The following is a 20,524-nucleotide window of genomic DNA, read 5'->3' on the forward strand; positions in this document are numbered from 1 at the left end:
TAGAAGGCAAAACGGTGGCTCGCTTTGACGGCAGGCCACGATTGCTTGTTCTCCTGCAAACCCTCGCTTGCCACACGACGCCCCAAACCCCATATCATGCGCCATGATCAAGTTTACCCCCATCCTGTTGGCGATCCTCTATGCCGTCGTGATGTACCGGTTTTCGGTCTGGCGGACCAAGCGCGAGCTCGATGCACGGTCGACCGAACTTGTCGATCCCAAGCTGACGCCGCTTTTCTCGCGTCTGGCCAAGGCGCTCGACCTTGCGAAAATCAAGGTTCACATCTACGAAATCGATCCTGTAAACGGCCTTGCTGCTCCGGACGGGCGGATTTTCATCACGCGGGGCTTTTATCGCAAGTTCCTTAAGGGCGAGGTCTCTGCCGAGGAAATGACCAGCGTGATCGCACATGAGTTGGGTCATGTCGCTCTCGGACATTCCCGCCGCAGGATGATCGACTTTTCGGGTCAGAATGCCTTGCGGACGGCGCTGGCGATGGTGCTTTCCAGATTCATCCCGGGGATCGGCGTATGGATCGCCAATGGCCTGACCTCGTTGCTTGCCGCCCGCCTGTCACGTTCGGACGAGTATGAAGCGGACGAATACGCGGCAGCTCTTCTGACCAAGGCCGGGATCGGCACCGCACCGCAAATCTCTCTTTTCGAGAAGCTCGAGGCCCTGACCCAATCTCGATCGGGTGCAATGCCGGCCTGGTTGATGAGCCATCCCAAAACGGCCGAGCGCATTTCGGCCATTCAAACACTTGAAAATCGCTGGTCGGGCCTTCCGAACGAACCTCGGTAACCGAAGCACGCTGCCATTCTTCGCACTGGCAGAGGATCAACGCGATCCAGGCTGTGAAACCATGTCGGGCGCATCCGATCCGACTTCACGTTTTTCCGAGAAACACGCGCTCAGCCGTTTGCCAGCGCCTTTCCCAGACGCGGCAGACGCGCCTTCTTGAGCAGTGCACGTATCTCCCAACTCTCGCCGGAGAGACGCCGCGCTTCCTCCAGAACGGCCTTGCCGACGCTGCGAACCGGATTCGGCGTCGCCTCGAAGACCCCCAACAGGAAAGTGTCGGGATCAGCCCGGCTCACACCCTCTTCGGCCAAGACGCCCCTTGGAAAATCCTTTGCGTTCAGCGTCAGTATCAGGTCGGCATAGCCCGCGATTGCCGCAGCCAGAACATGCACGTCCGCGGGATCGGGCAACCAAAGGCGCGTTTCCAATGACGGGGGCCATTCGACTTCTGCGTCCGGCCACTGCTGCGCAATCATCACCGCCTCGGTCCGGGCCTGCGCGACGCCTTCCGGACCAAGCTTCACCACCGATCTCTGCCACTCTTCGATGATGCGTTTAGACCAGAGAGGTTGGAAAACACCCTCTGCGGCCACCCCCAGGAGCATCTGGCGCATCACCGTGGGATAGATCACGCACGTGTCCAGAACGCATCTCATAGCCGAAAGAACAGCGCCTTCAGGTAACCACTTTCGGCCAGTTGCGGGTGAAGCGGATGGTCGGGCCCGGCAAACCCTGTATGGATCAGCGACCCTTCGCGTCCTGCGCGGCCGATACCCTTGACGCAAGCGGCGCGAAACTTGTCCAGCGTCGCCGCGTGTGAACAGGAGCAAAGGCCAAGATACCCGCCTTCCGCGACGAGGGGGGCCGCCAGTCGGGCCACACGTTCGTACGCCCGCAGTCCTTTTTCCAGAACCTGCTTGTTGGGGGCAAAAGCTGGAGGATCGCAGATGACCACATCGAAGGTCTCTCCTTCCTCCGCCAAAGCGCTCATAACCTCAAAGGCGTCTCCCTTGCGCGTTGAAAAGCGGTCGGTCGCCCCCATGCGCCCTGCCCCTTCCTGAGCCAGCTCCAGTGCCGGTTGCGAACCGTCGACGGCCAGTGCACTTGCAGCACCTGCCGCCAGAGCCGCAAGGGAGAATCCCCCGACATGGCTGAAGACGTCCAGGACGCGGCTCTCGGCAGCGAGGGTGGCGGCAAAAGCGTGGTTCGGACGCTGATCGTAGAAAAGCCCGGTCTTTTGCCCGCCAGTCAGATCCGCCATGTAAGTGGCGCTGTTCATGACAACGGGGCGGGGTGAGACAGGCATATCCCCGAGCAAGGCGCCCGAACTGTCGTCAAGCCCTTCCAGGACCCGCGCGCGCCCGGAGGCGTTCTTGATCACGCAGGTCACGCCCGTTACTTTAACAAGACTGTCAACGATCTGCGGCAGCAGGATCTCGGCCCACGCCGCGTTTGGCTGAACCACGGCAATCTCGCCAAAACGGTCGATGATTACGCCGGGCAGCCCGTCCGCCTCAGCGTGAACGAGTCGGTAGTACGGTGCGTCGAAGACCCTCTCGCGCATCGTATGGGCGCGTTGAAGCCGGCCTTCTATCCAAGCCTGATCGATCTGCACATTCGGGTCGCGGTCCAGCACGCGCGCCATGATACGCGAGCTGGGATTTACGGTGACCGTCGCCACCGGCGCGCGGTCTGAGTCTTCAAGCAATGCGATGGTGCCGGGCGCAATTGCCTTTGTCCTGCGGTCGGTCACCAGCTCGTTGTCGTAAACCCATGGAAACCCGTGGCGTATTGCACGGGCCTGCGTCTTTGGCTTCAAGCGGATCGTGGGCAAGGAGGACGTCGTCATGCCGTCCCCCTTATGCCGTTTCAGTTGGTGTTGGAAGCACCCAGTTGGTTCAGTGCGCCCATCAGGCCCAGACTGGCCGCCTGGTATCCGTTCGGGCTGCCCAACTGCCTCTGGATGACCGATGCCAGATGTGTGGTGATCCGGTACTTCTGCGTCAGTCCTTGCGATTCTGCCTTGATCGCCGCCTGTCCGCCAAGCGCCTTGAAATCGGCCTTCACGAATTGCGGTTCGCCGTAGGCTACGCCGGTTTCGGGGTTGCGCAGCAGCATGTGGAACTGAAGTGAATGGACGCCGCCCACCGTGTAGCGCGCCTTTTCGGTCAACGCATGAAAGCGCGTCACCTGGATGTCCAGGATTGCGGGCACCTTGCCCGGCCGCATTGCATCGACGCCTTGCCGCATTCCATCTTCAAAGATTGCTTTGACCTGGGCGTGCCGGTCGCCGGCGGGATCCTCTCGCCACACGATGTCGCCGCCCGGGTAATAGCGGTTGGCCTCGGACACCTTCAGTGATTTGGGCACGCTGACACGGATGTCCTGAATATCGTAGGACGGCATGGAGATGATTGCCGGCGTCGTGTCCAGCGGGGCGTTGCGCGTCGCTGTTTCAGGCGCAGAACAGCCCGCCGCTGTCAGGGCGACGATCAGGGCGCAGATGGCTCGACGTGTCTTCATTGTCTTCCTCCTCGGCGCGGTCGTCGCGCGGAATTCGGAGGAAAGATGCAATTGGATTGAGGCAGGTTTTAGGCAAATTCAGCACTTTACGAAGGTGTGACCCGGCGGCGCTCGGTCACTCAACGCTCACGAGCCCGCGCGCCCCCACGCCGTTTCGGTGTCTGCGACGATTGAAGTCCTTCTCGCAATACAGACGTCATCGGATGGTCCGGACCTGCATCGCTGTGGCGTTCGAGCAATCGCTCCAGCCGCGCGCGGGTATCGCCCTCGCCATCGACCGACAACGCCCAATCCAGAAATATCGAGCGGCATTCCCCCGGTGTTATGCCCTCGATACGGTAGGCTTCTCGTATCAAGCCCTTGGGGTCCAGAGCGTCAGCCATTCTCACAACCTTTGTTCAATGCGGCGTCGATCACCAGACCAGCCTGGCGTGTCCTTGCGTCCAGATCATCTCTCAGTTCCGACATGCTGTCATGCCCCGTTCGGCGCAGAATGAAAGATTTCGCCCCGGCACCAAGCGACTCTTCGTCGATGGGCTTGTCGCCCAGCAAGCGCGCGGCCTGCGTCACCTGCCAGCAAAGCCGATATGCCGCTTTCAATGCCGCCTCGTCTGCGTCACTTAACCACCCGGCGGCGACACCGGCCGCCAATCCGGCCTCGACCGAGCGTTCGGGTTGGCCTGCCAGCAAGCATCCAGCCTGAGCCACCAGTTCGATCTCCTGCATCCGTCCGGACCCCAGCTTGGTGTCCCACGCGCCCGCTGAACTCTTGGCCGCGGCGATCCGTGCGCGCATCTCGGCCACTTCAGACAACACCTTAGCCTTGTCACCCCTTGATTGCAGCAGAGAGCAGCGGAACGCCTCGACGTCCCCGGCCAGAGCGTCCGGACCGGCAACGGCCTGCGCCCGCGTCAAGGCAAGATGTTCCCACACCCACGCCTCTTCCTGCTGATAGGTCTGGAAAGACGTCCAACTGGTCGCCACCGGCCCCTGGTTGCCCGAGGGCCGCAGGCGCATGTCGACCTCGTAAAGGCGCCCTTCGGACATGGGGGCGGTCAAGGCCGTGATCAGGGCCTGTGTCAGCCGCGCATAATAAGGCCTCGTTGCCAGAGCGCGTCGACCTTCCGACCGCTCGACGCCTTCCGCGTCGTAAATGACGATCAGGTCCAGGTCCGAGGCGGCATTCAGCTTCCCTGCCCCGAGCGAGCCCATGCCGAGCACGACTGCACCGCGCCCCGGCGGCGGCCCATGCTTCTCGGCGAAATGGACGCACACGACTTTCCAGATTTCTGCCAGGATCACCTGTGCCAGGTCCGCATATTGCGCGCCTGCCTTGTCGGCATCTATCAGGCCGCGCAACAGATGTACGCCTGTGCGAAAGTGCCATTCTTTCTGCCACCGACGCGCCGCATCCAGCTTGCGCTCGTAATCTTCTTCACGATCCAGACGCGCGGCCAATTCCCTGCGCAAATGCTGCTCATCGGGCCAAGGGGCGAAAAAATCGCCGGCAATGACCGCGTCGAAAACACCGGCATGGCGCGACAGATACGACGCCAGAGCAGGCGATATCCCTGCAATATCCACCATGAGGTCGATCAACTGCGGATTGGCTTCAAACAAGGCGAAGACTTGCACGCCTGCGGGCAGACCCGCCAGGAAACCATCGAATGCAATAAGCGCGTCTTGCGGCGTGGAAGAGCGGCTGAGCCGTTCCAGCAGATCCGGTTTCAACCGATCGAAAATTGTGTTGGCCCGTTCACTGCGCAGCGCTGGATAGTTGCGCCATCGTGCAATCACTTCTTCATCCAGACCCTCGATCTTGGCGGGTCTTTCACTTGTGCCTTCAGGCGCGAAGAACCCTTCGATCAGATCATGCACGGTCTGCAGGCGCTCGGTCAGTTCGTCCCGAAATTCCTTCTCGTCACGATCGCAGAAGTTCGCCAGCCGCGTCCATCCATCGGCCTGATCCGGAAGTATCTGGGTCTGCGCGTCCCGCAGCATCTGTAGACGATGTTCGATTTCACGGTGAAAGCGATAGTTTTCGGTCAACGTGCCTGCCGCGTCCCCGGGCACCCAGTTCTTTTCCGCGAGTCTGGCCAGACCTTCGACCGTGCCGCGCACCCGCAAATCCGGATCTCTTCCGCCCGATATCAACTGGCGGGTCTGGGTGAAGAACTCGATTTCGCGAATGCCGCCCCGCCCAAGCTTCATGTTGTGTCCGTCCAGACGTATCGGCCCATGCAATCCTTTATGCTCGCGGATGCGCAGACGCATATTGTGCGCGTCCTCGATCGCGGTGAAATCGAGGTGTTTGCGCCAGACGAACGGGCGCAAGGTATCCAGAAAACGCGCCCCCGCGTTCAGATCGCCTGCCGCGGCGCGGGCCTTGATGTAGGCGGCCCGTTCCCATGTCCGGCCCAGGCTTTCGTAATAGGTTTCTGCCGCCCCCATCGCCATGCAGACGGGCGTCACGTTTGGGTCCGGCCGCAGGCGCAGATCCGTCCGGAACACGTAGCCATTGGCGGTACGGTCGTTCAACGTGGCCGCCATCCGCCGTGTTGCGCGCGCAAAGCCGGTCCGTGCTTCATGATAGGCGTCGCCATCGAAACGAGTCTCGTCGAAGAGGCAGATCAAGTCGATGTCGGAACTGTAATTCAGTTCGTATGCGCCCATTTTACCCATGGCCAGAACCACCATGCCGGCGGCTTCCTCCAGCATGCTCTCATCCTGGCCCGGAATCTTGCCGCGCCGAAGCTCGGGCAGCAGCGCCGCCTGCAAGGCTATCCTGGCCGCCCGGTCCGCGAAGCGGGTCAAGGCATGCGTCACCTCTTCCAGGTCCCAGACACCGCCGAGGTCGCACATTGCAACCAGCAATGCCACACGCGCCTTGAGCCGCCGCAGACGCGGCGGCGCCTCGTCAAACGGAATGTCATCGACATCCTTCAGCAATGCTTCGAACGCCGCTTCTGGATCTGAGAAAACCTCCGGCAACCACTCCCGCTCTTTCAGGCATAGTGAATGCAAGTAGGGGCTGCACCCTGCCGTCCCCTCAACCAGGGCACCCAGCTCCTTGGAGAGCCCCGGCATGGCCTGTCGGGCCTCCTGCCCGGGTTCAGGATCGTGGGGTCGCGGACAACGGGACATGCGGGCGGAAAAGCTCATGCGCCAAGTGATACACCCTCGAGATGCCCGGTCAATGCGTGCCACCGATGCAGATGTGAAAATTATTAACATCACCCCTTGTCACAGCGGCGGCGGCTTCCCATCTGGGAAATGTAAATGGAATTCACATCCAGCAGAAACCAACGTTCAAAAAAGGAACCAAGGATGAATACGCAGACCTACACTCCGCGCTCCGGTGGCATTCCCGGCGTGTTCGCAAGAGCCGAAACGTGGCTCGACGAAAAAGGCAAGGTGGCATGGATCGCCGCCCTCGTGGCGTCGATTGTTGTCTTCTGGCCGCTGGGCCTCGTACTGCTTGCCTACATGATCTGGGCCAACAAGTTTTCATGCCCCTCGGGCCGCGTGACGCATCGCCAATCTGCACGAACTTTGCGCGGGTCTTCCGGCAATTCCGCCTTCGACGCCTACCGCGATGAAACGCTCCGCCGTCTCGAAGAGGAGCAACAGAACTTCGAGGCGTTTCTCGATCGGCTGCGCGCCGCCCGTGACAAGGCCGAGTTCGACCAGTTCATGGAGGAACGCGCTCGCAAAGCAGGCTCTGACGAGGACCATGAGGACGAAGATCGCGAAGCAGCCCGCAACGCTTGACCACGGAAACGCCTCGATCCCCGCGTCGCACCTTTCAGGGCGCGGGGTACAGGCCTATATGCACACCATGACCGAAACCACCTGGCATACTCCCGACCCCGACACGCAACCCGACTTTTACGCCGACGTGCCACTCAAGCGGTTCCTGGCTTGGGTGGTGGATAGCGTGCTTGTGACCGTGATCTGTGTTCTGATCCTGCCTTTTACGGCTTTTACAGGCCTGTTTTTCCTGCCCATGCTGTTCCTGTCCGTCGGGTTGATCTACCGGACTGCGACCATCGCCAAAGGATCGGCAACTTGGGGGATGCGGCTGATGGCCATAGAGTTTCGCAGCGCATCGGGCCAACGTCTCGATGCAGCCACGGCGTTCCTGCACTCGCTCGGCTTCACGTTTTCCTGCGCCGTTCCGCTTGTGCAGTTGGCCTCGATGCTATTGATGATGGTCGGACCAAAGGGCCAGGGCCTTACCGATCACGTTCTCGCAACCGTGGCCGTGAATCGTCGCGCGACCAGTTGACGTCGCCCCGGTCATAGCCGGATTTGACCTCTTGGCGCAGCGATGCATCATTGTTATCGTCAGTTTTGGAAGTTGCAAAGCCTGTCATGCGTCACACTCTCCCCATCGCGCCCCAATTCTATGTGACGGCGCCTCAGCCCTGCCCCTACCTTGAAGGCAGGATGGAGCGTAAGTTGTTCACTGCGCTTCAGGGCGACGGTGCGCAACGCCTGAACGACACTCTTTCCAAGCAGGGGTTTCGCCGGTCGCAGAACGTGCTTTACCGTCCGTCCTGTGCCGATTGCGCCGCGTGTCTGTCGGCCCGGGTCAACGTTGAGAATTTCGCCGCCTCGCGCAGCCAGCGCCGGACGCTGAAACGCAACGACCATCTGGACCGTCGCGCGACCTCGCCCTGGGCTACAGAGGAACAATACGAGCTCTTCCGAAAGTACCTCGAAGACCGGCACGCCAATGGTGGCATGGCCGACATGGATACGTTCGAATTTGCAGCGATGATCGAAGAGACGCCAATCCGGACGCGCGTCGTCGAATATGCGGACCGAGAAAGCGGCGATCTGGTCGCGGTCTGCCTGACGGATGTGTTCGACGACGGCATCAGCATGGTCTACTCGTTCTACGACCCGGATCGTCAACGTAACAGCCTTGGAACGTACATCATCCTCGACCACATCGAGATCGCACGCGAGGCGGGACTGCCCTATGTCTACCTGGGGTATTGGGTGCCTGGCAGCGCCAAAATGGGCTACAAGGCCGCGTTTTCGGGGCTCGAGGTCTATTCGGGCGGGACATGGCAGGAAATGCGCGACCCGGCCGATTACGAGGCACATTGCCATCCGCTGTCCAACGATCCCATTGCGGAACAGGTGGCCAATATCTCGCTTCCCGACAGCAAGCCGTTGCGGACCAAGAAATACTAACAGGGTCGGGTACCGCACTGCCTGAAATCGTTGTCGCTTCTTTCTGCAATCGCGCCCTGGCGACAACACGTTCGCGTGTAGCAAAGCTCTTTCTTGGCCTCCTTCTGTGGCCATTGGCGGGTTGCGTGATATCTGTTGCCTGACCGGATTGAACGAGGTTCCATGCCCTGCCTTGACCGCCGCCATTTTCTTGCGATTTCTGCCGCGTTTGTCGGGTCTCCGGCTCACTCTCAACCCGCTTCGTGGCGCACCTTGGCCGACGCAGGCCAGGCGCTCGACCAGCTTCATTCAGTCCTGATCCACCAGCACGGCGCGGAGGTTTTCGCAGAGGTATTCCGTGGCCCTGACATGGGAACTCCGGTGCCGATCAAGTCGGTCTCGAAGACTCTGGTTGCCGCTTTGACGGGCGCAGCAATCGACCGTGGCGAAATTTCCTCCGTCGACGCCACGATCGGCGAACTGGCTTCCGGTCTTATCCCGGATGACGCCGACCCACGCGTTCATGACATCACGATCGAAAATCTCGTGACGATGCAGGCAGGGCTGGAGCGGACGTCAGGGCCGAATTACGGCGGCTGGGTCAGCAGCGGAAACTGGGTTGCCAATGCGCTCTCGCGCCCGTTCGAGACGGATCCCGGCGCGCGCATGTTGTATTCGACGGGCTCCTTTCACGTACTCGGGGCAATCTTGTCCGAAGTGTCCGGCCAAAGCCTGCTGGACCAGGCCCGCGACCGGCTGGGGGCCCCGCTCGGGATCAGAATCCCGCCTTGGACCCGCGATCCGCAAGGGCGTTATCTTGGCGGAAACGAAATGTCGCTGAGCCTTCCGGCGATGATACATTTCGGAGAAATGTATCGGCGAAAAGGCATGTGGGGCGATACACGCGTCCTCAGCGAGTCCTGGGTCTCTCGGTCCTTCGAGCCGGTCACGCGCTCACCTTGGTCCGGACTACGGTACGGTTACGGCTGGTTTCTGGGGCAATCCGAGGGCGACGAATACGCCCTTGCGCGCGGGTATGGCGGACAGATCATATGCGTGGTTCCCGGCTTGGGATTGACCATCGCAATCACGTCGGATTCGACACAGCCTGCCCGCAGCGCCGGGTATTTCGGCGACCTGATGCGGTTGATCGAAGGCACGATCCTGCCCCTGGCGCGCAAGGATACGACTTGAACGGTCCAGACGGAACCGCGTGGTTTTTCGGCAAGTGACCCCGATTGCCGCCCATACACGCGGAATTGATCGCGTCCGGCTTGTCATGTCGCGCCACTGAGCGAAAACTCGGTCCATGCGGGTTCTCACTTTCATTTGCGCGATCTCCCTCGCCGGCCCACCCCTTGCCGAAACGCGGCAGGAGGTCGGTCTTGAACTGGTTCTGCTTGCGGACGCGTCGGGCTCGATCGACGACATGGAACTCTCGTTTCAGCGACAGGGCTACGCAAGCGCAATCACCGACCCCGAAGTGTTGGAGGCCATTCAGGACTCGCTCTACGGGAATGTCGCCGTCACCTATGTCGAGTGGGCAACCAACACCGCCGTGGTCGTCCCGTGGACGGTCATCGATGGCGAAAGCTCGGCGCAGGCTTTCGCGGACGCCTTGGCTGGCCCGCCACGTCAGGCCTATGGCAGCAACGCCATCGGTGGTGCGCTTCTGGAAGCCAAGCGCATGATTGAGACCAACGACATCGTCGCGCCCCGCGCCGTTATCGACTTCTCCGGCGACAGCATCCGAAATTCGTCCGGCCCGCCGATCGCGGCGGCACGCGCCGAAGTTCTGGCTGCGGGGATCGTGATCAATGCGCTGCCCATACTGCGCCCCGAAGACGGACGTCGCGCCGGGGCCAACCTCGAAGACGAATATGCCGAGCGGATCATCGGCGGGCCCGGGGCCTTCATGGTGACGGCCGAAGGGCGCGACAGCTTTGCCCGAACCGTGCGCCGCAAACTGGTGCTCGAGATATCGGGGCGCACCCCTGCCCCGGGCGCCGAGCGCGTCGCCACTGTGTCGGCACATTAGGCGCGCGTCGCTGCGGCTCAGCCGAGAGTGTCCAGAACGAAGGCTGCCCGTTCGCGCACGCCGGCTTTGGGCAGGTGAACCAGACGGTAGTTGAGCCGGTCATAGGCCGCGCACAGCCGATGGTACTCTTCGACGGCTGCATCGAAGCCGTGTCGGCGCGCCGTGTCGTTCCGGTAAAGTTCAGGCCAGGGCGGGGCCATGAAGACAGTCCGATGAAACGGGGCGACATCTGCGAGGCTGTCGGTCAGGGGAATTCCCGCGGCGTGCTCCAAGGTCACCGCCGCGTCGATCAGGCCGCGGTCGAAGAACACCCAAGGCCCGTCATCCTGCACGCCCGCCCTGTCGCGCATCGCCATCTCGACTGCACGTCGGGCAAAGGCCTCAAGGTCGATCCACGGCAGCGCAGCGCCTGTGCCCTGCATCTCGGCTTCGACAATCCGCCTGCCCGGTTCGGTGACAACGCGGTAACCGGCGCGGCCGAGCGCCGCCAGCAGCGTCGACTTCCCGCCCCCTGAACAGCCTGATACGATTACATGCCTGCGCAGGGCGGGACTCATCAGACCCGACTGCCCGCTGCACGGAAAGGGCACGGACCCGGTCCTAACCAGGCCTGTTCAGAACTCAGGCCCAAGCGTTCACCCCCCGAGCAGATCCGGGAAGATCGTGACGATGTCCGGGAAGAACCACAGAATTGCCAGTCCGACCACCTGGATCAGAACAAAAGGCGCGACACCGCGGTAGATATGGCCGGTGGTCACCTCTTTCGGTGCGACGCCCCTCAGATAAAAGAGCGCAAATCCGAAGGGCGGCGTCAGGAACGAGGTCTGCAAGTTCACCGCGATCATGATCGTTACCCATTTGGGGTCGAATGTTCCGCCATAGATCACTGGCCCCACGATCGGGATCACGATGTAGATGATCTCGAGGAAATCGAGCACGAAGCCCAGGATGAACAGCACCAGCATCACGATCAGGAACACCTTGTACTCGTTGTCGAACGAGCGCAGGAATTGCTGGATATAGTGCTCGCCACCAAAGGAGATGACCACGAGGTTCAGAAGCTGAGAGCCGATCAGGATGGTGAAGACCATGCTCGTCACTTTCGCCGTCTCGCGCACCACAGGCGACAGCACGCCGCCCGCGAAAAGCACCCAGCAGGCGAAGAACAGCCCGAACAGAGCGTAAAGGTAGGCGGCCTGAGCCACCAGAAACGCGATCCAGTTCTCGGCCCCCGCGCCTTCGACATTGACTCGCAAGTCGAAATTCACGCCGATGATGATGGCGATGAGAATTGCGAAGGTGGCAAAGATGATGATCTTGCCTGAACGTTCTTCGTCCTTCAGCTTGCGATAGGCCGCCAGCATGATCGCACCGCCTGCCCCCAGGGCCGCGGCGGGCGTCGGGTTGGTGATACCGCCCAGGATGGACCCCAGCACCGCAACGATCAGCACGAGCGGGGGAAAGACCACCCGTATCAGCTCATTCTGCGCCAGCCGCGCCGCGGCGTGGGTGCAACCGTAAAGCGCAAGTCCTACCGGAATGGCCATGATCACGAATGTCGCGCCGGAGCTCCATTGCGGCCCGATCAGCAAGATATCGACGAGCAGGCCAAGCACGATCCCTACGCCCCCGACAATCAGCGGCGTCGGGCTTTCCGATGGAAGAACGCCGCGGGCGAAGGTCAGGATCAAGGCGAAGATCAGCATCATCACGGCAATGCCGGTCCCGACAGGCGCCGCGTTCTCGATCTTGCGGGCCAGCATCTCGGCGCGCTCTTCCTCGGACAGCCGCACACTTTGGGTCACACCACCTGACTCGTCGATGGCCTGCTGTTCGGCGACAGCCCGGTCCCAGGCGGCCTGCCCGTGCAGTTCGATCATGGATTCCTTGCATTCAGACCCGACGGCGGTCCGCAAGCTGGCCGACTCGCCCTGTTCACTGAAGCTGTCGATCGTGGTGCTCTGGCTACCAATGACGTTCATCTGCCCCAACACCAACATGCCGGCAACAAGCGCAACCGGGATTCCGAGGAACCAGGTGAAGGCCTCGCCGCGCGTGATCGCCTCGGCATTCGTAGCGCCCAGTTCGACCGCAGGGGCCTTGCTGGGGTTCACCAGCGCGTAGCCAAAAGCATAGAGCGCATAGAGCAGAGCCAGAAGGATACCGGGCAGCAAGGCCGCTTGGAAAAGCGTGCCCACTGACACGACCGCAGGCTCGCCCAGATAGGTCAGGGCGTCGGTGCACCCAGCTTCCTGTGCCCGGGCCTCTTGCGCCACTGCATAGAGGTCGCCGGCCAACGTGCCCAGAAGAACGATCACGATCGACGGGGGAATGATCTGCCCCAAAGTGCCGGAGGCTGCGATAACACCCGTGGCGATCTCGGGGCTGTAATTGTTGCGCAGCATGGTCGGCAGGCTCAAGAGCCCCATGGTGACCACCGTGGCCCCCACGATGCCGGTTGACGCAGCGAGAAATGCACCCACCACCACGACCGAAACGGCAAGGCCGCCGGGCAACGGGCCGAAGACGCGCGCCATCGTGGTCAGCAGGTCGTTGGCGACCTTGGAACGTTCCAGCGTGATCCCCATCAGCACGAACATCAGTACCGCCAGCAGGGTCTCGATCGACTGGCCCGCGAACACGCGTTCGTTCATGCGGTTGACGATGAAGCTGATATTGCGGTCCAGCGCGGTTTCCCACCCCTGCGGGAAGACCGGCTCGCCCACCCGTGGCAGATCTGGATATCGGAATATCGAAACGCTGTCCGGTTTTACCCCTGTGCTGAGCAATGTGCGATACGCCTCGCTGCCGGTGTCGATCGCTTGGTGGATCAACAGGCCGGCGCTGTCCAGGCCGGCAATGATGCCAAAGGAAATCACCCCGGCACCGCCGATGGCAAAGGCCACCGGAAACCCGGACAGGATGCCTCCGAAAAGGCACAGGAAGACGATGATCAGGCCGATCTCGACGCCATCAAGTCCAAACAACATCAGTGCGTCCCCTCATAGGCTTCTTCGCCTTCCCCGAGGCTGTCCTTGTCAAGGTACTTACCTTCGCTCTCCGGTCCTTCCTTCCATTCCAGGTAGGAGCGGTAGAAAAAGGCGACCGAATGGATGAAGACCATGCCCGCAAAGGCCACCATCAACACCTTGAACAGAAAGTATCCGTTGAACCCGTTCGGGCTGAACCCGATGGTTTCGACGTTCCAGCGGACCGCCCGCGCCTTCATCATCAGCCGGTCCAGCGATTCCGACGCCGAAGGCTTTGGCGTGATCAGATGTCGCCACATGAAATACCAGCCATACATCCAGACCAGAACGGCCATTGGCGCCATGAAGATCACGCAGCCGATCATGTCGATAAGCTTCTGCGTCCGATACTTCACCGCAGCGTAGACAAGGTCGACCCGCACGTGACCGCCCTGCACAAACGTGTAGGTGCAGCACAGCGCGATGACCAGGGCATTGTGAAACTTCAGCGCTTCCGCCCACCAGCTGATGTCGTAGGTCAGCGGGATACCGAAGCCGAAAGAGATATCAGGTCTTACGAAGATGCGCTGCACGAACACGATGATGATCTGCTGCAGCACCATGATCAGACCGGCCCAGGCAAACAGGCGGCCCGTGATGTTGGCGAAGCCTTCCATCACACGCACGCAGCCCCACATGAAGCTGTTGCGCCACAACCCGACCGCGGTCAGGACCAGCACGAACGTGAATACCACAAAGAAAAACTCGATCGATCCGCCGTAGTAGACGAACCGCATGATCGCTTCCTTGTCGGCCCAGTTCAGCCACAGCCCGGGATGCGTGATCGCATACGCCAGGTCGTAGAAAGACCCGAATATTCCGCCGAAAAACCAAAGGATTGCATCTACAAAGGCGGACCCTGTTCCGGTCGCTTCCGTCTCGCCCATGTCTGTTCCCCCAAATCCTGTGTTCAGACCACCCGGAACACGTCAGCGTCACAAGGGCTCTGATGCATATCCAAAGTTTGGTCGATCCTGAACAGGAATTACACGTCTATGTGCAAAATGCCCCCGCGCCATCCAAGGGCGCGGGGTGCGAAGGTATCAGTCGCCCGGCGATCAGATGTCGAGCACGCGGTCGCGCTGCGAGCGGAAGCTGCCTTCGGACCGGCTGATCCAGGAGGCCGAGCTTTCCAGCGACTCGCGGTAGCTGTCGTAGGCTTTCTTGTAGAGCTCGTCGCCCATGTTCTGCTGCAGCACTTCCTGTGCCGCCGCACCGAACGCGTCCCAGACCTCGTCGGGGAATTCACGCAAGGTGACGCCCGACGATTGCAGGCGCTGCAGCGCCGCACCGTTATTGGCCATGAACTGCGACATGCTCCAGATATTGGTGGCTTGCGCCGCGCCCGAGACGATCGCCTGCTGCGCCGGGGTGAGGCTCTCGTAGACTTCGAGGCCGACAACGCAGTTCAGGTTCGGGCCGGGCTCGTGGAAGCCGGCGGTGTAGTAGGTCTTGGTGATCTCCTGGAAACCGGCCTTCTCGTCCGCCCAGGGGCCGATCCACTCGGTGCCGTCGATGGCACCCGACGACAGCGCCTGGTACACTTCCGATCCGGGCAGGTTCTGGACGCTGGCGCCCAGCTTGCCCAGCACTTCACCACCCTGGCCGGGCATGCGGAAACGTAGTCCCTGGAAGTCCTCGGGCGAGTTGATTTCCTTGGCGAACCATCCGCCCGATTGCGGGCCGGTGTTGCCGCACGGAAATGCCTTGAGGCCGAAGATGGAGTAGAGCTCGTCGCCCAGTTCCTTGCCGCCGTCGATGTACCACCAGTTGGAGTACTCTTGGAAGGTCATGCCGAACGGAATCTGCGAGTAGAACGACAGCGCCGGGTGCTGACCCAGGAAATAATAGTCCACGCCATGGTACATGTCGGCCTGACCGGCGGTGACGGCGTCGAAAACCTCGAACGCGCCAACGAGTTCACCAGCGGCTTTCAGGTCGACAGTCAGCTGACCGTCGCTCATCGCGGTGATCTGCTCGGCACAGTATTGCGCGGCATCGTGCACACCGGCAAGGCCACGGCCCCAGGTCGTGACCATGGTCAGCGTGCGGTTGCCTTGAGCATAAGCCGGTGCGGCCAGCGACGTGGCGGCCGCAGCCGACCCGCCCAATGCGGTATTCTTCAGAAATGAACGACGATCCATTCGGTAAATCCTCCCAATTGATGAAGCGCGCATGCCGTCCCTATCAGCCTGCGCGCGGACCGTTGCAGGTGCCGGGACACTATCGCGGACCTCGATCAAAGGAAATACCGAGTAATGCGTAGGTTTCGCCCCGATGCGTCATCGACATCACTGAAGATGCTTACTTTTCGGGCATCTCGGGCAGAGTGCGCCGGAAAACCGACTTGCTGCGGCACTGGGCATTGAGCCCAATTGGTATTAACGATTCGCATCGGGAGAATCGATGATCAGACTTCAGATGAACTACGGTCAGAAACTGTTTTTGACGGCCACCCTGCCCCTTGTCCTGGCGGTGGTCACCATTTCCGTACTGGTCACGTTGCAATCGCGCCAGATGGCGGAACAAGAGATCCACACGCTCGAAGAGAAGCTGATCGCAGCCAAGCGCGACGAGCTGAAAAACTATCTGTCGCTCGCCAGAACAGCCATCATCAACATCTATGGCCGCGCCGCACCTGATGACGAAGAGGCAAAACTCGCGGTCACGCAGATCCTCGCCGGTATGCTATACGGCCAGGACGGATATTTCTTCGTCTACGACTACGACGGCAACAACCTGGTCAGTCCCAGATACACCCAGCTTATCGGGCGCAACTGGACAGGCATGGAGGACCCGAACGGCACGCCCATCACCGACGAGTTGATCCGCATCGCACGGACCGGCAGCGGCTATCACAGTTACGAGTGGACCAAACCCTCCACTGGCGAGAGGGCCCAGATGGTGACGTATGTCATAGGCCTGCAGGACTGGCGGTGGGTGATCGGCACAGGAGTCTTCATCGACGACGTGATCGCCGCCGTCAGTTCGGCCCGAGCCACGGTGGAAAGCCGCATCCAAAGGACGTTCCTCTATATCGGCGGGCTGACGATGGTTGCGCTCTTGCTCGTGTTCACTTCAGGCATGTTCATCAACCTGCGCGAACGCCGCGCGGCGGATGCCAAGCTCAAGAAACTCACCCAAAGGGTCTTTGACGCGCAAGAGGAAGAGCGCAGTCGTGTCGCGCGCGAGTTGCATGACGGGATCAGCCAGATCCTTGTCGGGGTCCGCTATGCGCTGGACAGTGCCCGTCGCCGGTTCGAGTCTGACGACGCCCGCGCCCGCGAGACGCTGGATCGTGGTATCGCACATCTTTCCGGTGCGATTCACGAGGTCCGGCGTATCTCGCGAGACCTGCGTCCGGGGGTCTTGGACGATCTCGGCTTGGGCCCGGCACTGAAATCCCTGGTAGAGGATTTCGGACACCGCACCGGCATCAAGACCGAATTCAGCACCGTCCCGTTTCGCAACCGGCTCGACGACGATGCCAAGACAGCCCTTTACCGCGTTGCCCAGGAAGCCCTGACAAATATCGAACGCCACGCTGGTGCCAGCCGCATCTCGGTCGATATTCGCGGCCACAAGAACGGCGCCACCTTGCGCATCTCGGACAATGGACGGGGATTGGATCAGGACCGGGCCGCAGCGTCGCCTTCCTCGGGCCTGGGCCTTCGGAACATGCAGGAACGCATCGAGCAACTGGCCGGCACGTTGCGCATTCTCAGTTCCAGAAGCGGAACCGTGATAGAGGCCAACGTACCGCTCGCCCACATACTGCAACTCGAAGGCGGCACCGAGTCCCCGAAACAGACCAAGGCCAGCGCATGACCGATTGTATCCGTATCGCCATTGTCGATGACCATCCCATGGTCGCCGAGGGGATCGAAGCGATCCTGGAAAGCTACGACGATATCGAGGTAGTCGCGACCCTCTCTTCGGGTCGGGAGATCATCGAACAAGCCCCCGACCTGACCCCCGATGTCATCCTGCTGGACCTCAACATGCCGGGCCTTGGCGGGCTGTCGACGACGGAAATCCTGCTGGAACGGCAGCCCGATACGCGAATCCTGATCCTGTCGATGCACGACAGCCCTGAATACATCAGCTCCGCTCTCAGTCATGGCGCCAGCGGATACGTTCTGAAGGATGTGCCCACGGAAGAGATCAAGCGCGCCATCGACGCCGTCAGCGCGGGCGAAAGGTATCTCTGCACCGGCGCACAAGGCTCGCTTGCGCCGGACACGGGCGAAACCCGTGCGCAACTGACCAACCGCGAACAGACAATTCTGCTGCAACTTGCGCAAGGCAAGTCGAACAAGGCTGTTGCCTTCGCTCTGGATATCTCGGTCCGAACGGTCGAAACCCATCGCAAGAACATCAAGCGAAAGCTTGGAATCAGTTCTACCGCCGGCCTCACGCGCTACGCTATGGAGCACGGGGTGCTGCAGGGAACTGGAGTTTCCCTGTAGCGCCGGCCCTTCGTGGATCAATTTTGCGGCACCGCATGCCGCGGCGCAGAAAAATTTATGCTGCACCCCTTCCATAATTTCAGAATTCTGTCATCGTTAAGACATTCTTGGCCATGGGGGACACCATGCAGGACGTTCAAGAAGACTACGGCGAAAGCACGGTCGAGTTCGCCGATTTCACCTTCGACCGCCAGAAAGCCGTTTGCTACGGCCTTCAGAACAACGCCGGCGGCACCACGACGATCATCAATTTCGCCTCGGAGCGGCTGGCCGACAGGTTTCGCACAGCCTATCTCAACGAGTTGAACATCCGCATCATCCAGAACGAGGCGCAGCTGATCTGCTTCGCGGATTACGACACGGTGATGCGCAAGTCGCAGGATGATCCGCGGGTTCAGTCTCTCCACTACAACCGCGACTACATGATGGGCGCGCTGGGCCACATGATGTAGGGCTTGTGACCCAAGAGTCTTCGTCCGAAGTCGCTTGGGTCAGAAAATTCGCACGAATTTTCTTCAACCCAGCGGCGCGCCGTCGTCGCGCTTGACGGCCACGATTGCCGAGCGGGGCAACTTGCCCTCGCCATCAGGGAACGGCGCATCGGGATGCTGGATGCCTACGAACATCGTGCGCCGGTCGGCCGACCAGGTCAGGCCCGTGACCTCTGAGCCCTTTGGCCCCGTGAGAAACCGGGCTATTTCGCCCGTGACCGGGTCTCCGACCAACATCTGGTTGTTGCCCATGCCTTCGAACTCGCCTTCGTTGCTGTCGTCGCCATCGGTCTGGATCCAGACCAGCCCGGCGCTGTCGAAGGCCATGCCGTCGGGAGAGTTGAACATGTTCCCGGCGGTGAAGTTCTCGGACCCGCTGTAGATATTGTCGTAAACCTCTGGGTTGCCCGCCATCACGTAAAGATCCCAGGTGAAACGATCATTGGCGTGATCGTCATTTTCCGGCCGCCAGCGCACGATTTGACCGTAATTGTTGGTCTCGCGCGGGTTGGGGCCATTGACCGGCGTTTCGTCACCGCCAGCGTTGGATGTCACGCCGCGGTTCTTGTTGTTGGTCAGGCAGCAATAGGCCTCGACCGCGTGCGGGTTGGCGGCAATCCATTCGGGGCGGTCCATGGTCGTGGCCCCCACCGCCGAACCGGCCTGCCGCGCGAAGATCAGGATTTCGGCCAGGCTGGCCATTCCGGTGGTCTCGGGCGTCAGGCCCAGCCATTCGCCGCTCTGGTCGTCGTGGAACTTCGCCACGTAAAGCGTGCCCTCATCCAGCAATCCTTCGGTCGGGCCGCCGGGCGTGTAGGTGCCGTTCGACACGAAACGATAGAGGAACTCTCCGCGCTCGTCGTCGCCCATATAGACCACGACCCGTCCGTCAGAAGCCAGCACCACCTCGGCATTCTCGTGCTTGAAACGCCCTAGGCCGGTATGCTTGATCGGAGTGCTGTCGGGGTCTGCGGGATCGATCTCGACCACCCAGCCGGCGCGGTGCGGCTCGTGCGGATGTTTCGATATGTCGAAACGGTCGTCCCACTTGTGATAGTCATAGCCCCAACCGTCAGCGCCGATGCCGTAGCGCTCGTAGCCTGTATCGACCGGGTTCGACACCTCGACGGCGCCGGTGGCGCCGAAGTAACCATTGAAGTTTTCCTCGCAAGTCAGGTACGTGCCCCAGGGCGTCTTGCCGGACCCGCAATTGTTGAAAGTGCCAAGGCTTTCGGTGCCGGAAGGATCGGCGTCGGTCTTCAGCAGGGTATGCGCCGCGGCCGGGCCGGCGATCTTCATCGGCGTCAGGTGCGTTATGCGACGGTTCATGGGGCTGTCCTTGACCACATGCCAGCCCTCCGCGTCTTCGGCCACCTCGATCACGGCGACGCCTTGCAGTCTTTGAAGCTTGCGCACGTCATCCAGTCCTGTCGGAACGCCATCCGTTGCATGGGGCAGGTTTATCTCACGGTTGGTGTACTCGTGATTGATCGCCAGAAGCTGCCGCCCGCCAACCTGAAAGCTCTCCATCCCGTCCGTGTTCTCGCCGAAGATGCGGTCGGCGCTGTCGGCGTCACCGCCGGTTTCGTGGTCGAACTCCGGCGCGTCCGAAAAGATCGGATCACCCCAGCGGATCAGCACGTGCCAGCTATAGTCATCGGGCACGTGCACGGTGGCGTCGGTCTGGATACCGATCGGGGTGAAGGGGAACCGGCTGCTGGCCTGTGCCTGAGCCGAGGTCGCAGAGATCATCGCACCTGTGCCCATCGCCGCAGCCCCCGAGCCGAAGGCGAGCACACCACCCAGAAAACCCCGCCGCGAAATCGCGGCCTCGACCACCCGGTCGAAGTCGTTCTCGACCGGACGCGGATTTATCAGTTCGTCCCAATCGTCGGCGGAAAGGCGGGTGAGGTCGGCGTCATTCATGGCAGGTCTCCGGCTGACGGTGGCGTTTGGACACCCCAAGATTGCCACGTGACTGTAAC

General features: G+C 61.2%; 19 protein-coding genes. 9 read left to right on the forward strand and 10 right to left on the reverse strand.

All coding sequences use genetic code 11. The features are described 5' to 3' along the window. Positions 1–103: 103 nt before the first annotated feature. Positions 104–805, forward strand: coding sequence for a M48 family metallopeptidase (locus tag ACQY4V_RS08320; protein ID WP_428516476.1), 702 nt, complete (start codon positions 104–106; stop codon positions 803–805). Positions 806–915: 110 nt separating this feature from the next. Here the strand turns inward: ACQY4V_RS08320 and ACQY4V_RS08325 are convergent, their stop codons facing one another. The 5 genes from ACQY4V_RS08325 to ACQY4V_RS08345 form a co-directional block, all read right to left on the reverse strand. Next, positions 916–1,461 (reverse strand): RSP_2648 family PIN domain-containing protein, encoded by a 546-nt coding sequence (locus tag ACQY4V_RS08325; protein WP_428516478.1) that lies wholly within the window; start codon positions 1,459–1,461, stop codon positions 916–918. Then, complete coding sequence (locus tag ACQY4V_RS08330) at positions 1,458–2,654, reverse strand: RSP_2647 family RNA methyltransferase (RefSeq protein ID WP_428516479.1); 1,197 nt, start codon at positions 2,652–2,654, stop codon at positions 1,458–1,460. The genes ACQY4V_RS08325 and ACQY4V_RS08330 overlap by 4 nt, the downstream gene beginning before the upstream one ends. Before the next feature lie 20 nt (positions 2,655–2,674). After that, complete coding sequence (locus ACQY4V_RS08335; RefSeq protein WP_428516481.1) at positions 2,675–3,379, reverse strand: DUF6778 family protein; 705 nt, start codon at positions 3,377–3,379, stop codon at positions 2,675–2,677. A 68-nt stretch (positions 3,380–3,447) separates the two neighbouring features. Then, entirely contained in the window at positions 3,448–3,711 is a 264-nt protein-coding gene (locus ACQY4V_RS08340) for a hypothetical protein (RefSeq protein ID WP_428516483.1), read from the reverse strand. Then, positions 3,704–6,490, reverse strand: a complete 2,787-nt coding sequence (locus tag ACQY4V_RS08345) for a bifunctional [glutamine synthetase] adenylyltransferase/[glutamine synthetase]-adenylyl-L-tyrosine phosphorylase (RefSeq protein ID WP_428516484.1) — start codon at positions 6,488–6,490, stop codon at positions 3,704–3,706. Before ACQY4V_RS08345 ends, ACQY4V_RS08340 begins: the two co-directional genes overlap by 8 nt. 165 nt (positions 6,491–6,655) lie before the next feature. Between ACQY4V_RS08345 and ACQY4V_RS08350 the strand changes: the two genes are divergently transcribed. From ACQY4V_RS08350 to ACQY4V_RS08370, 5 genes are all read left to right on the forward strand, one after another. Next, positions 6,656–7,099, forward strand: a complete 444-nt coding sequence (locus tag ACQY4V_RS08350) for a DUF2852 domain-containing protein (protein WP_428517191.1) — start codon at positions 6,656–6,658, stop codon at positions 7,097–7,099. 67 nt (positions 7,100–7,166) lie between these two features. Then, positions 7,167–7,616, forward strand: a complete 450-nt coding sequence (locus ACQY4V_RS08355) for an RDD family protein (RefSeq protein WP_428516486.1) — start codon at positions 7,167–7,169, stop codon at positions 7,614–7,616. An 86-nt stretch (positions 7,617–7,702) separates the two neighbouring features. Continuing rightward, positions 7,703–8,533 carry an arginyltransferase gene (locus ACQY4V_RS08360; RefSeq protein WP_428516488.1) on the forward strand — a complete coding sequence of 277 codons (831 nt, stop codon included), beginning with the start codon at positions 7,703–7,705 and terminating at the stop codon, positions 8,531–8,533. Positions 8,534–8,695: 162 nt separating this feature from the next. After that, positions 8,696–9,706, forward strand: a complete 1,011-nt coding sequence (locus ACQY4V_RS08365; RefSeq protein WP_428517193.1) for a serine hydrolase domain-containing protein — start codon at positions 8,696–8,698, stop codon at positions 9,704–9,706. A gap of 115 nt (positions 9,707–9,821) precedes the next feature. Continuing rightward, positions 9,822–10,550, forward strand: coding sequence for a DUF1194 domain-containing protein (locus tag ACQY4V_RS08370; RefSeq protein ID WP_428516490.1), 729 nt, complete (start codon positions 9,822–9,824; stop codon positions 10,548–10,550). A gap of 17 nt (positions 10,551–10,567) precedes the next feature. On the opposite strand, the gene ACQY4V_RS08375 is transcribed toward ACQY4V_RS08370, so the two are convergent. The 4 genes from ACQY4V_RS08375 to ACQY4V_RS08390 all read right to left on the reverse strand — a co-directional run bounded on the left by ACQY4V_RS08375 (position 10,568) and on the right by ACQY4V_RS08390 (position 15,723). Continuing rightward, complete coding sequence (locus tag ACQY4V_RS08375; protein WP_428516492.1) at positions 10,568–11,107, reverse strand: AAA family ATPase; 540 nt, start codon at positions 11,105–11,107, stop codon at positions 10,568–10,570. A gap of 78 nt (positions 11,108–11,185) precedes the next feature. Further along, entirely contained in the window at positions 11,186–13,540 is a 2,355-nt protein-coding gene (locus ACQY4V_RS08380) for a TRAP transporter large permease (RefSeq protein WP_428516494.1), read from the reverse strand. Beyond that, a complete protein-coding gene (locus ACQY4V_RS08385; RefSeq protein WP_222450364.1) occupies positions 13,540–14,466 on the reverse strand; it encodes a TRAP transporter small permease subunit in 927 nt (308 codons plus the stop codon). Before ACQY4V_RS08385 ends, ACQY4V_RS08380 begins: the two co-directional genes overlap by 1 nt. A 171-nt stretch (positions 14,467–14,637) precedes the next feature. After that, positions 14,638–15,723 (reverse strand): TRAP transporter substrate-binding protein, encoded by a 1,086-nt coding sequence (locus ACQY4V_RS08390; RefSeq protein ID WP_152492581.1) that lies wholly within the window; start codon positions 15,721–15,723, stop codon positions 14,638–14,640. A 262-nt stretch (positions 15,724–15,985) separates the two neighbouring features. Here ACQY4V_RS08390 and ACQY4V_RS08395 point away from each other — a divergent pair, with 262 nt between their 5' ends. The 3 genes from ACQY4V_RS08395 to ACQY4V_RS08405 all read left to right on the forward strand — a co-directional run bounded on the left by ACQY4V_RS08395 (position 15,986) and on the right by ACQY4V_RS08405 (position 18,500). Further along, on the forward strand, positions 15,986–17,407 hold the full coding sequence (locus ACQY4V_RS08395) for a cache domain-containing protein (protein ID WP_428516497.1): 1,422 nt from the start codon (positions 15,986–15,988) through the stop codon (positions 17,405–17,407). Then, positions 17,404–18,048, forward strand: a complete 645-nt coding sequence (locus ACQY4V_RS08400; RefSeq protein WP_428516498.1) for a response regulator transcription factor — start codon at positions 17,404–17,406, stop codon at positions 18,046–18,048. Before ACQY4V_RS08395 ends, ACQY4V_RS08400 begins: the two co-directional genes overlap by 4 nt. A gap of 125 nt (positions 18,049–18,173) precedes the next feature. Then, complete coding sequence (locus ACQY4V_RS08405; protein WP_428516500.1) at positions 18,174–18,500, forward strand: hypothetical protein; 327 nt, start codon at positions 18,174–18,176, stop codon at positions 18,498–18,500. Between the two features lie 63 nt (positions 18,501–18,563). On the opposite strand, the gene ACQY4V_RS08410 is transcribed toward ACQY4V_RS08405, so the two are convergent. Then, positions 18,564–20,465 (reverse strand): PhoX family protein, encoded by a 1,902-nt coding sequence (locus tag ACQY4V_RS08410; protein WP_428516502.1) that lies wholly within the window; start codon positions 20,463–20,465, stop codon positions 18,564–18,566. Between the last annotated feature and the right edge of the window lie 59 nt (positions 20,466–20,524).

It is taken from the genome of Roseovarius sp. (assembly GCF_965277045.1).
Taxonomy (GTDB): domain Bacteria; phylum Pseudomonadota; class Alphaproteobacteria; order Rhodobacterales; family Rhodobacteraceae; genus Roseovarius.

Excerpts from the sequence above, each read along its gene's own strand:
- ACQY4V_RS08370 (WP_428516490.1), top strand. The coding sequence starts at position 9,822 with ATGCGGGTTCTCACTTTCATTTGCGCGATCTCCCTCGCCGGCCCACCC.
- ACQY4V_RS08400 (WP_428516498.1), top strand. The coding sequence starts at position 17,404 with ATGACCGATTGTATCCGTATCGCCATTGTCGATGACCATCCCATGGTC.
- ACQY4V_RS08405 (WP_428516500.1), top strand. The coding sequence starts at position 18,174 with ATGCAGGACGTTCAAGAAGACTACGGCGAAAGCACGGTCGAGTTCGCC.
- ACQY4V_RS08355 (WP_428516486.1), top strand. The coding sequence starts at position 7,167 with ATGACCGAAACCACCTGGCATACTCCCGACCCCGACACGCAACCCGAC.
- ACQY4V_RS08330 (WP_428516479.1), bottom strand. The coding sequence starts at position 2,654 with ATGACGACGTCCTCCTTGCCCACGATCCGCTTGAAGCCAAAGACGCAG.
- ACQY4V_RS08390 (WP_152492581.1), bottom strand. The coding sequence starts at position 15,723 with ATGGATCGTCGTTCATTTCTGAAGAATACCGCATTGGGCGGGTCGGCT.
- ACQY4V_RS08375 (WP_428516492.1), bottom strand. The coding sequence starts at position 11,107 with ATGAGTCCCGCCCTGCGCAGGCATGTAATCGTATCAGGCTGTTCAGGG.
- ACQY4V_RS08380 (WP_428516494.1), bottom strand. The coding sequence starts at position 13,540 with ATGTTGTTTGGACTTGATGGCGTCGAGATCGGCCTGATCATCGTCTTC.
- ACQY4V_RS08410 (WP_428516502.1), bottom strand. The coding sequence starts at position 20,465 with ATGAATGACGCCGACCTCACCCGCCTTTCCGCCGACGATTGGGACGAA.
- ACQY4V_RS08325 (WP_428516478.1), bottom strand. The coding sequence starts at position 1,461 with ATGAGATGCGTTCTGGACACGTGCGTGATCTATCCCACGGTGATGCGC.
- ACQY4V_RS08320 (WP_428516476.1), top strand. The coding sequence starts at position 104 with ATGATCAAGTTTACCCCCATCCTGTTGGCGATCCTCTATGCCGTCGTG.
- ACQY4V_RS08340 (WP_428516483.1), bottom strand. The coding sequence starts at position 3,711 with ATGGCTGACGCTCTGGACCCCAAGGGCTTGATACGAGAAGCCTACCGT.
- ACQY4V_RS08350 (WP_428517191.1), top strand. The coding sequence starts at position 6,656 with ATGAATACGCAGACCTACACTCCGCGCTCCGGTGGCATTCCCGGCGTG.
- ACQY4V_RS08345 (WP_428516484.1), bottom strand. The coding sequence starts at position 6,490 with ATGAGCTTTTCCGCCCGCATGTCCCGTTGTCCGCGACCCCACGATCCT.
- ACQY4V_RS08365 (WP_428517193.1), top strand. The coding sequence starts at position 8,696 with ATGCCCTGCCTTGACCGCCGCCATTTTCTTGCGATTTCTGCCGCGTTT.
- ACQY4V_RS08385 (WP_222450364.1), bottom strand. The coding sequence starts at position 14,466 with ATGGGCGAGACGGAAGCGACCGGAACAGGGTCCGCCTTTGTAGATGCA.
- ACQY4V_RS08395 (WP_428516497.1), top strand. The coding sequence starts at position 15,986 with ATGATCAGACTTCAGATGAACTACGGTCAGAAACTGTTTTTGACGGCC.
- ACQY4V_RS08360 (WP_428516488.1), top strand. The coding sequence starts at position 7,703 with ATGCGTCACACTCTCCCCATCGCGCCCCAATTCTATGTGACGGCGCCT.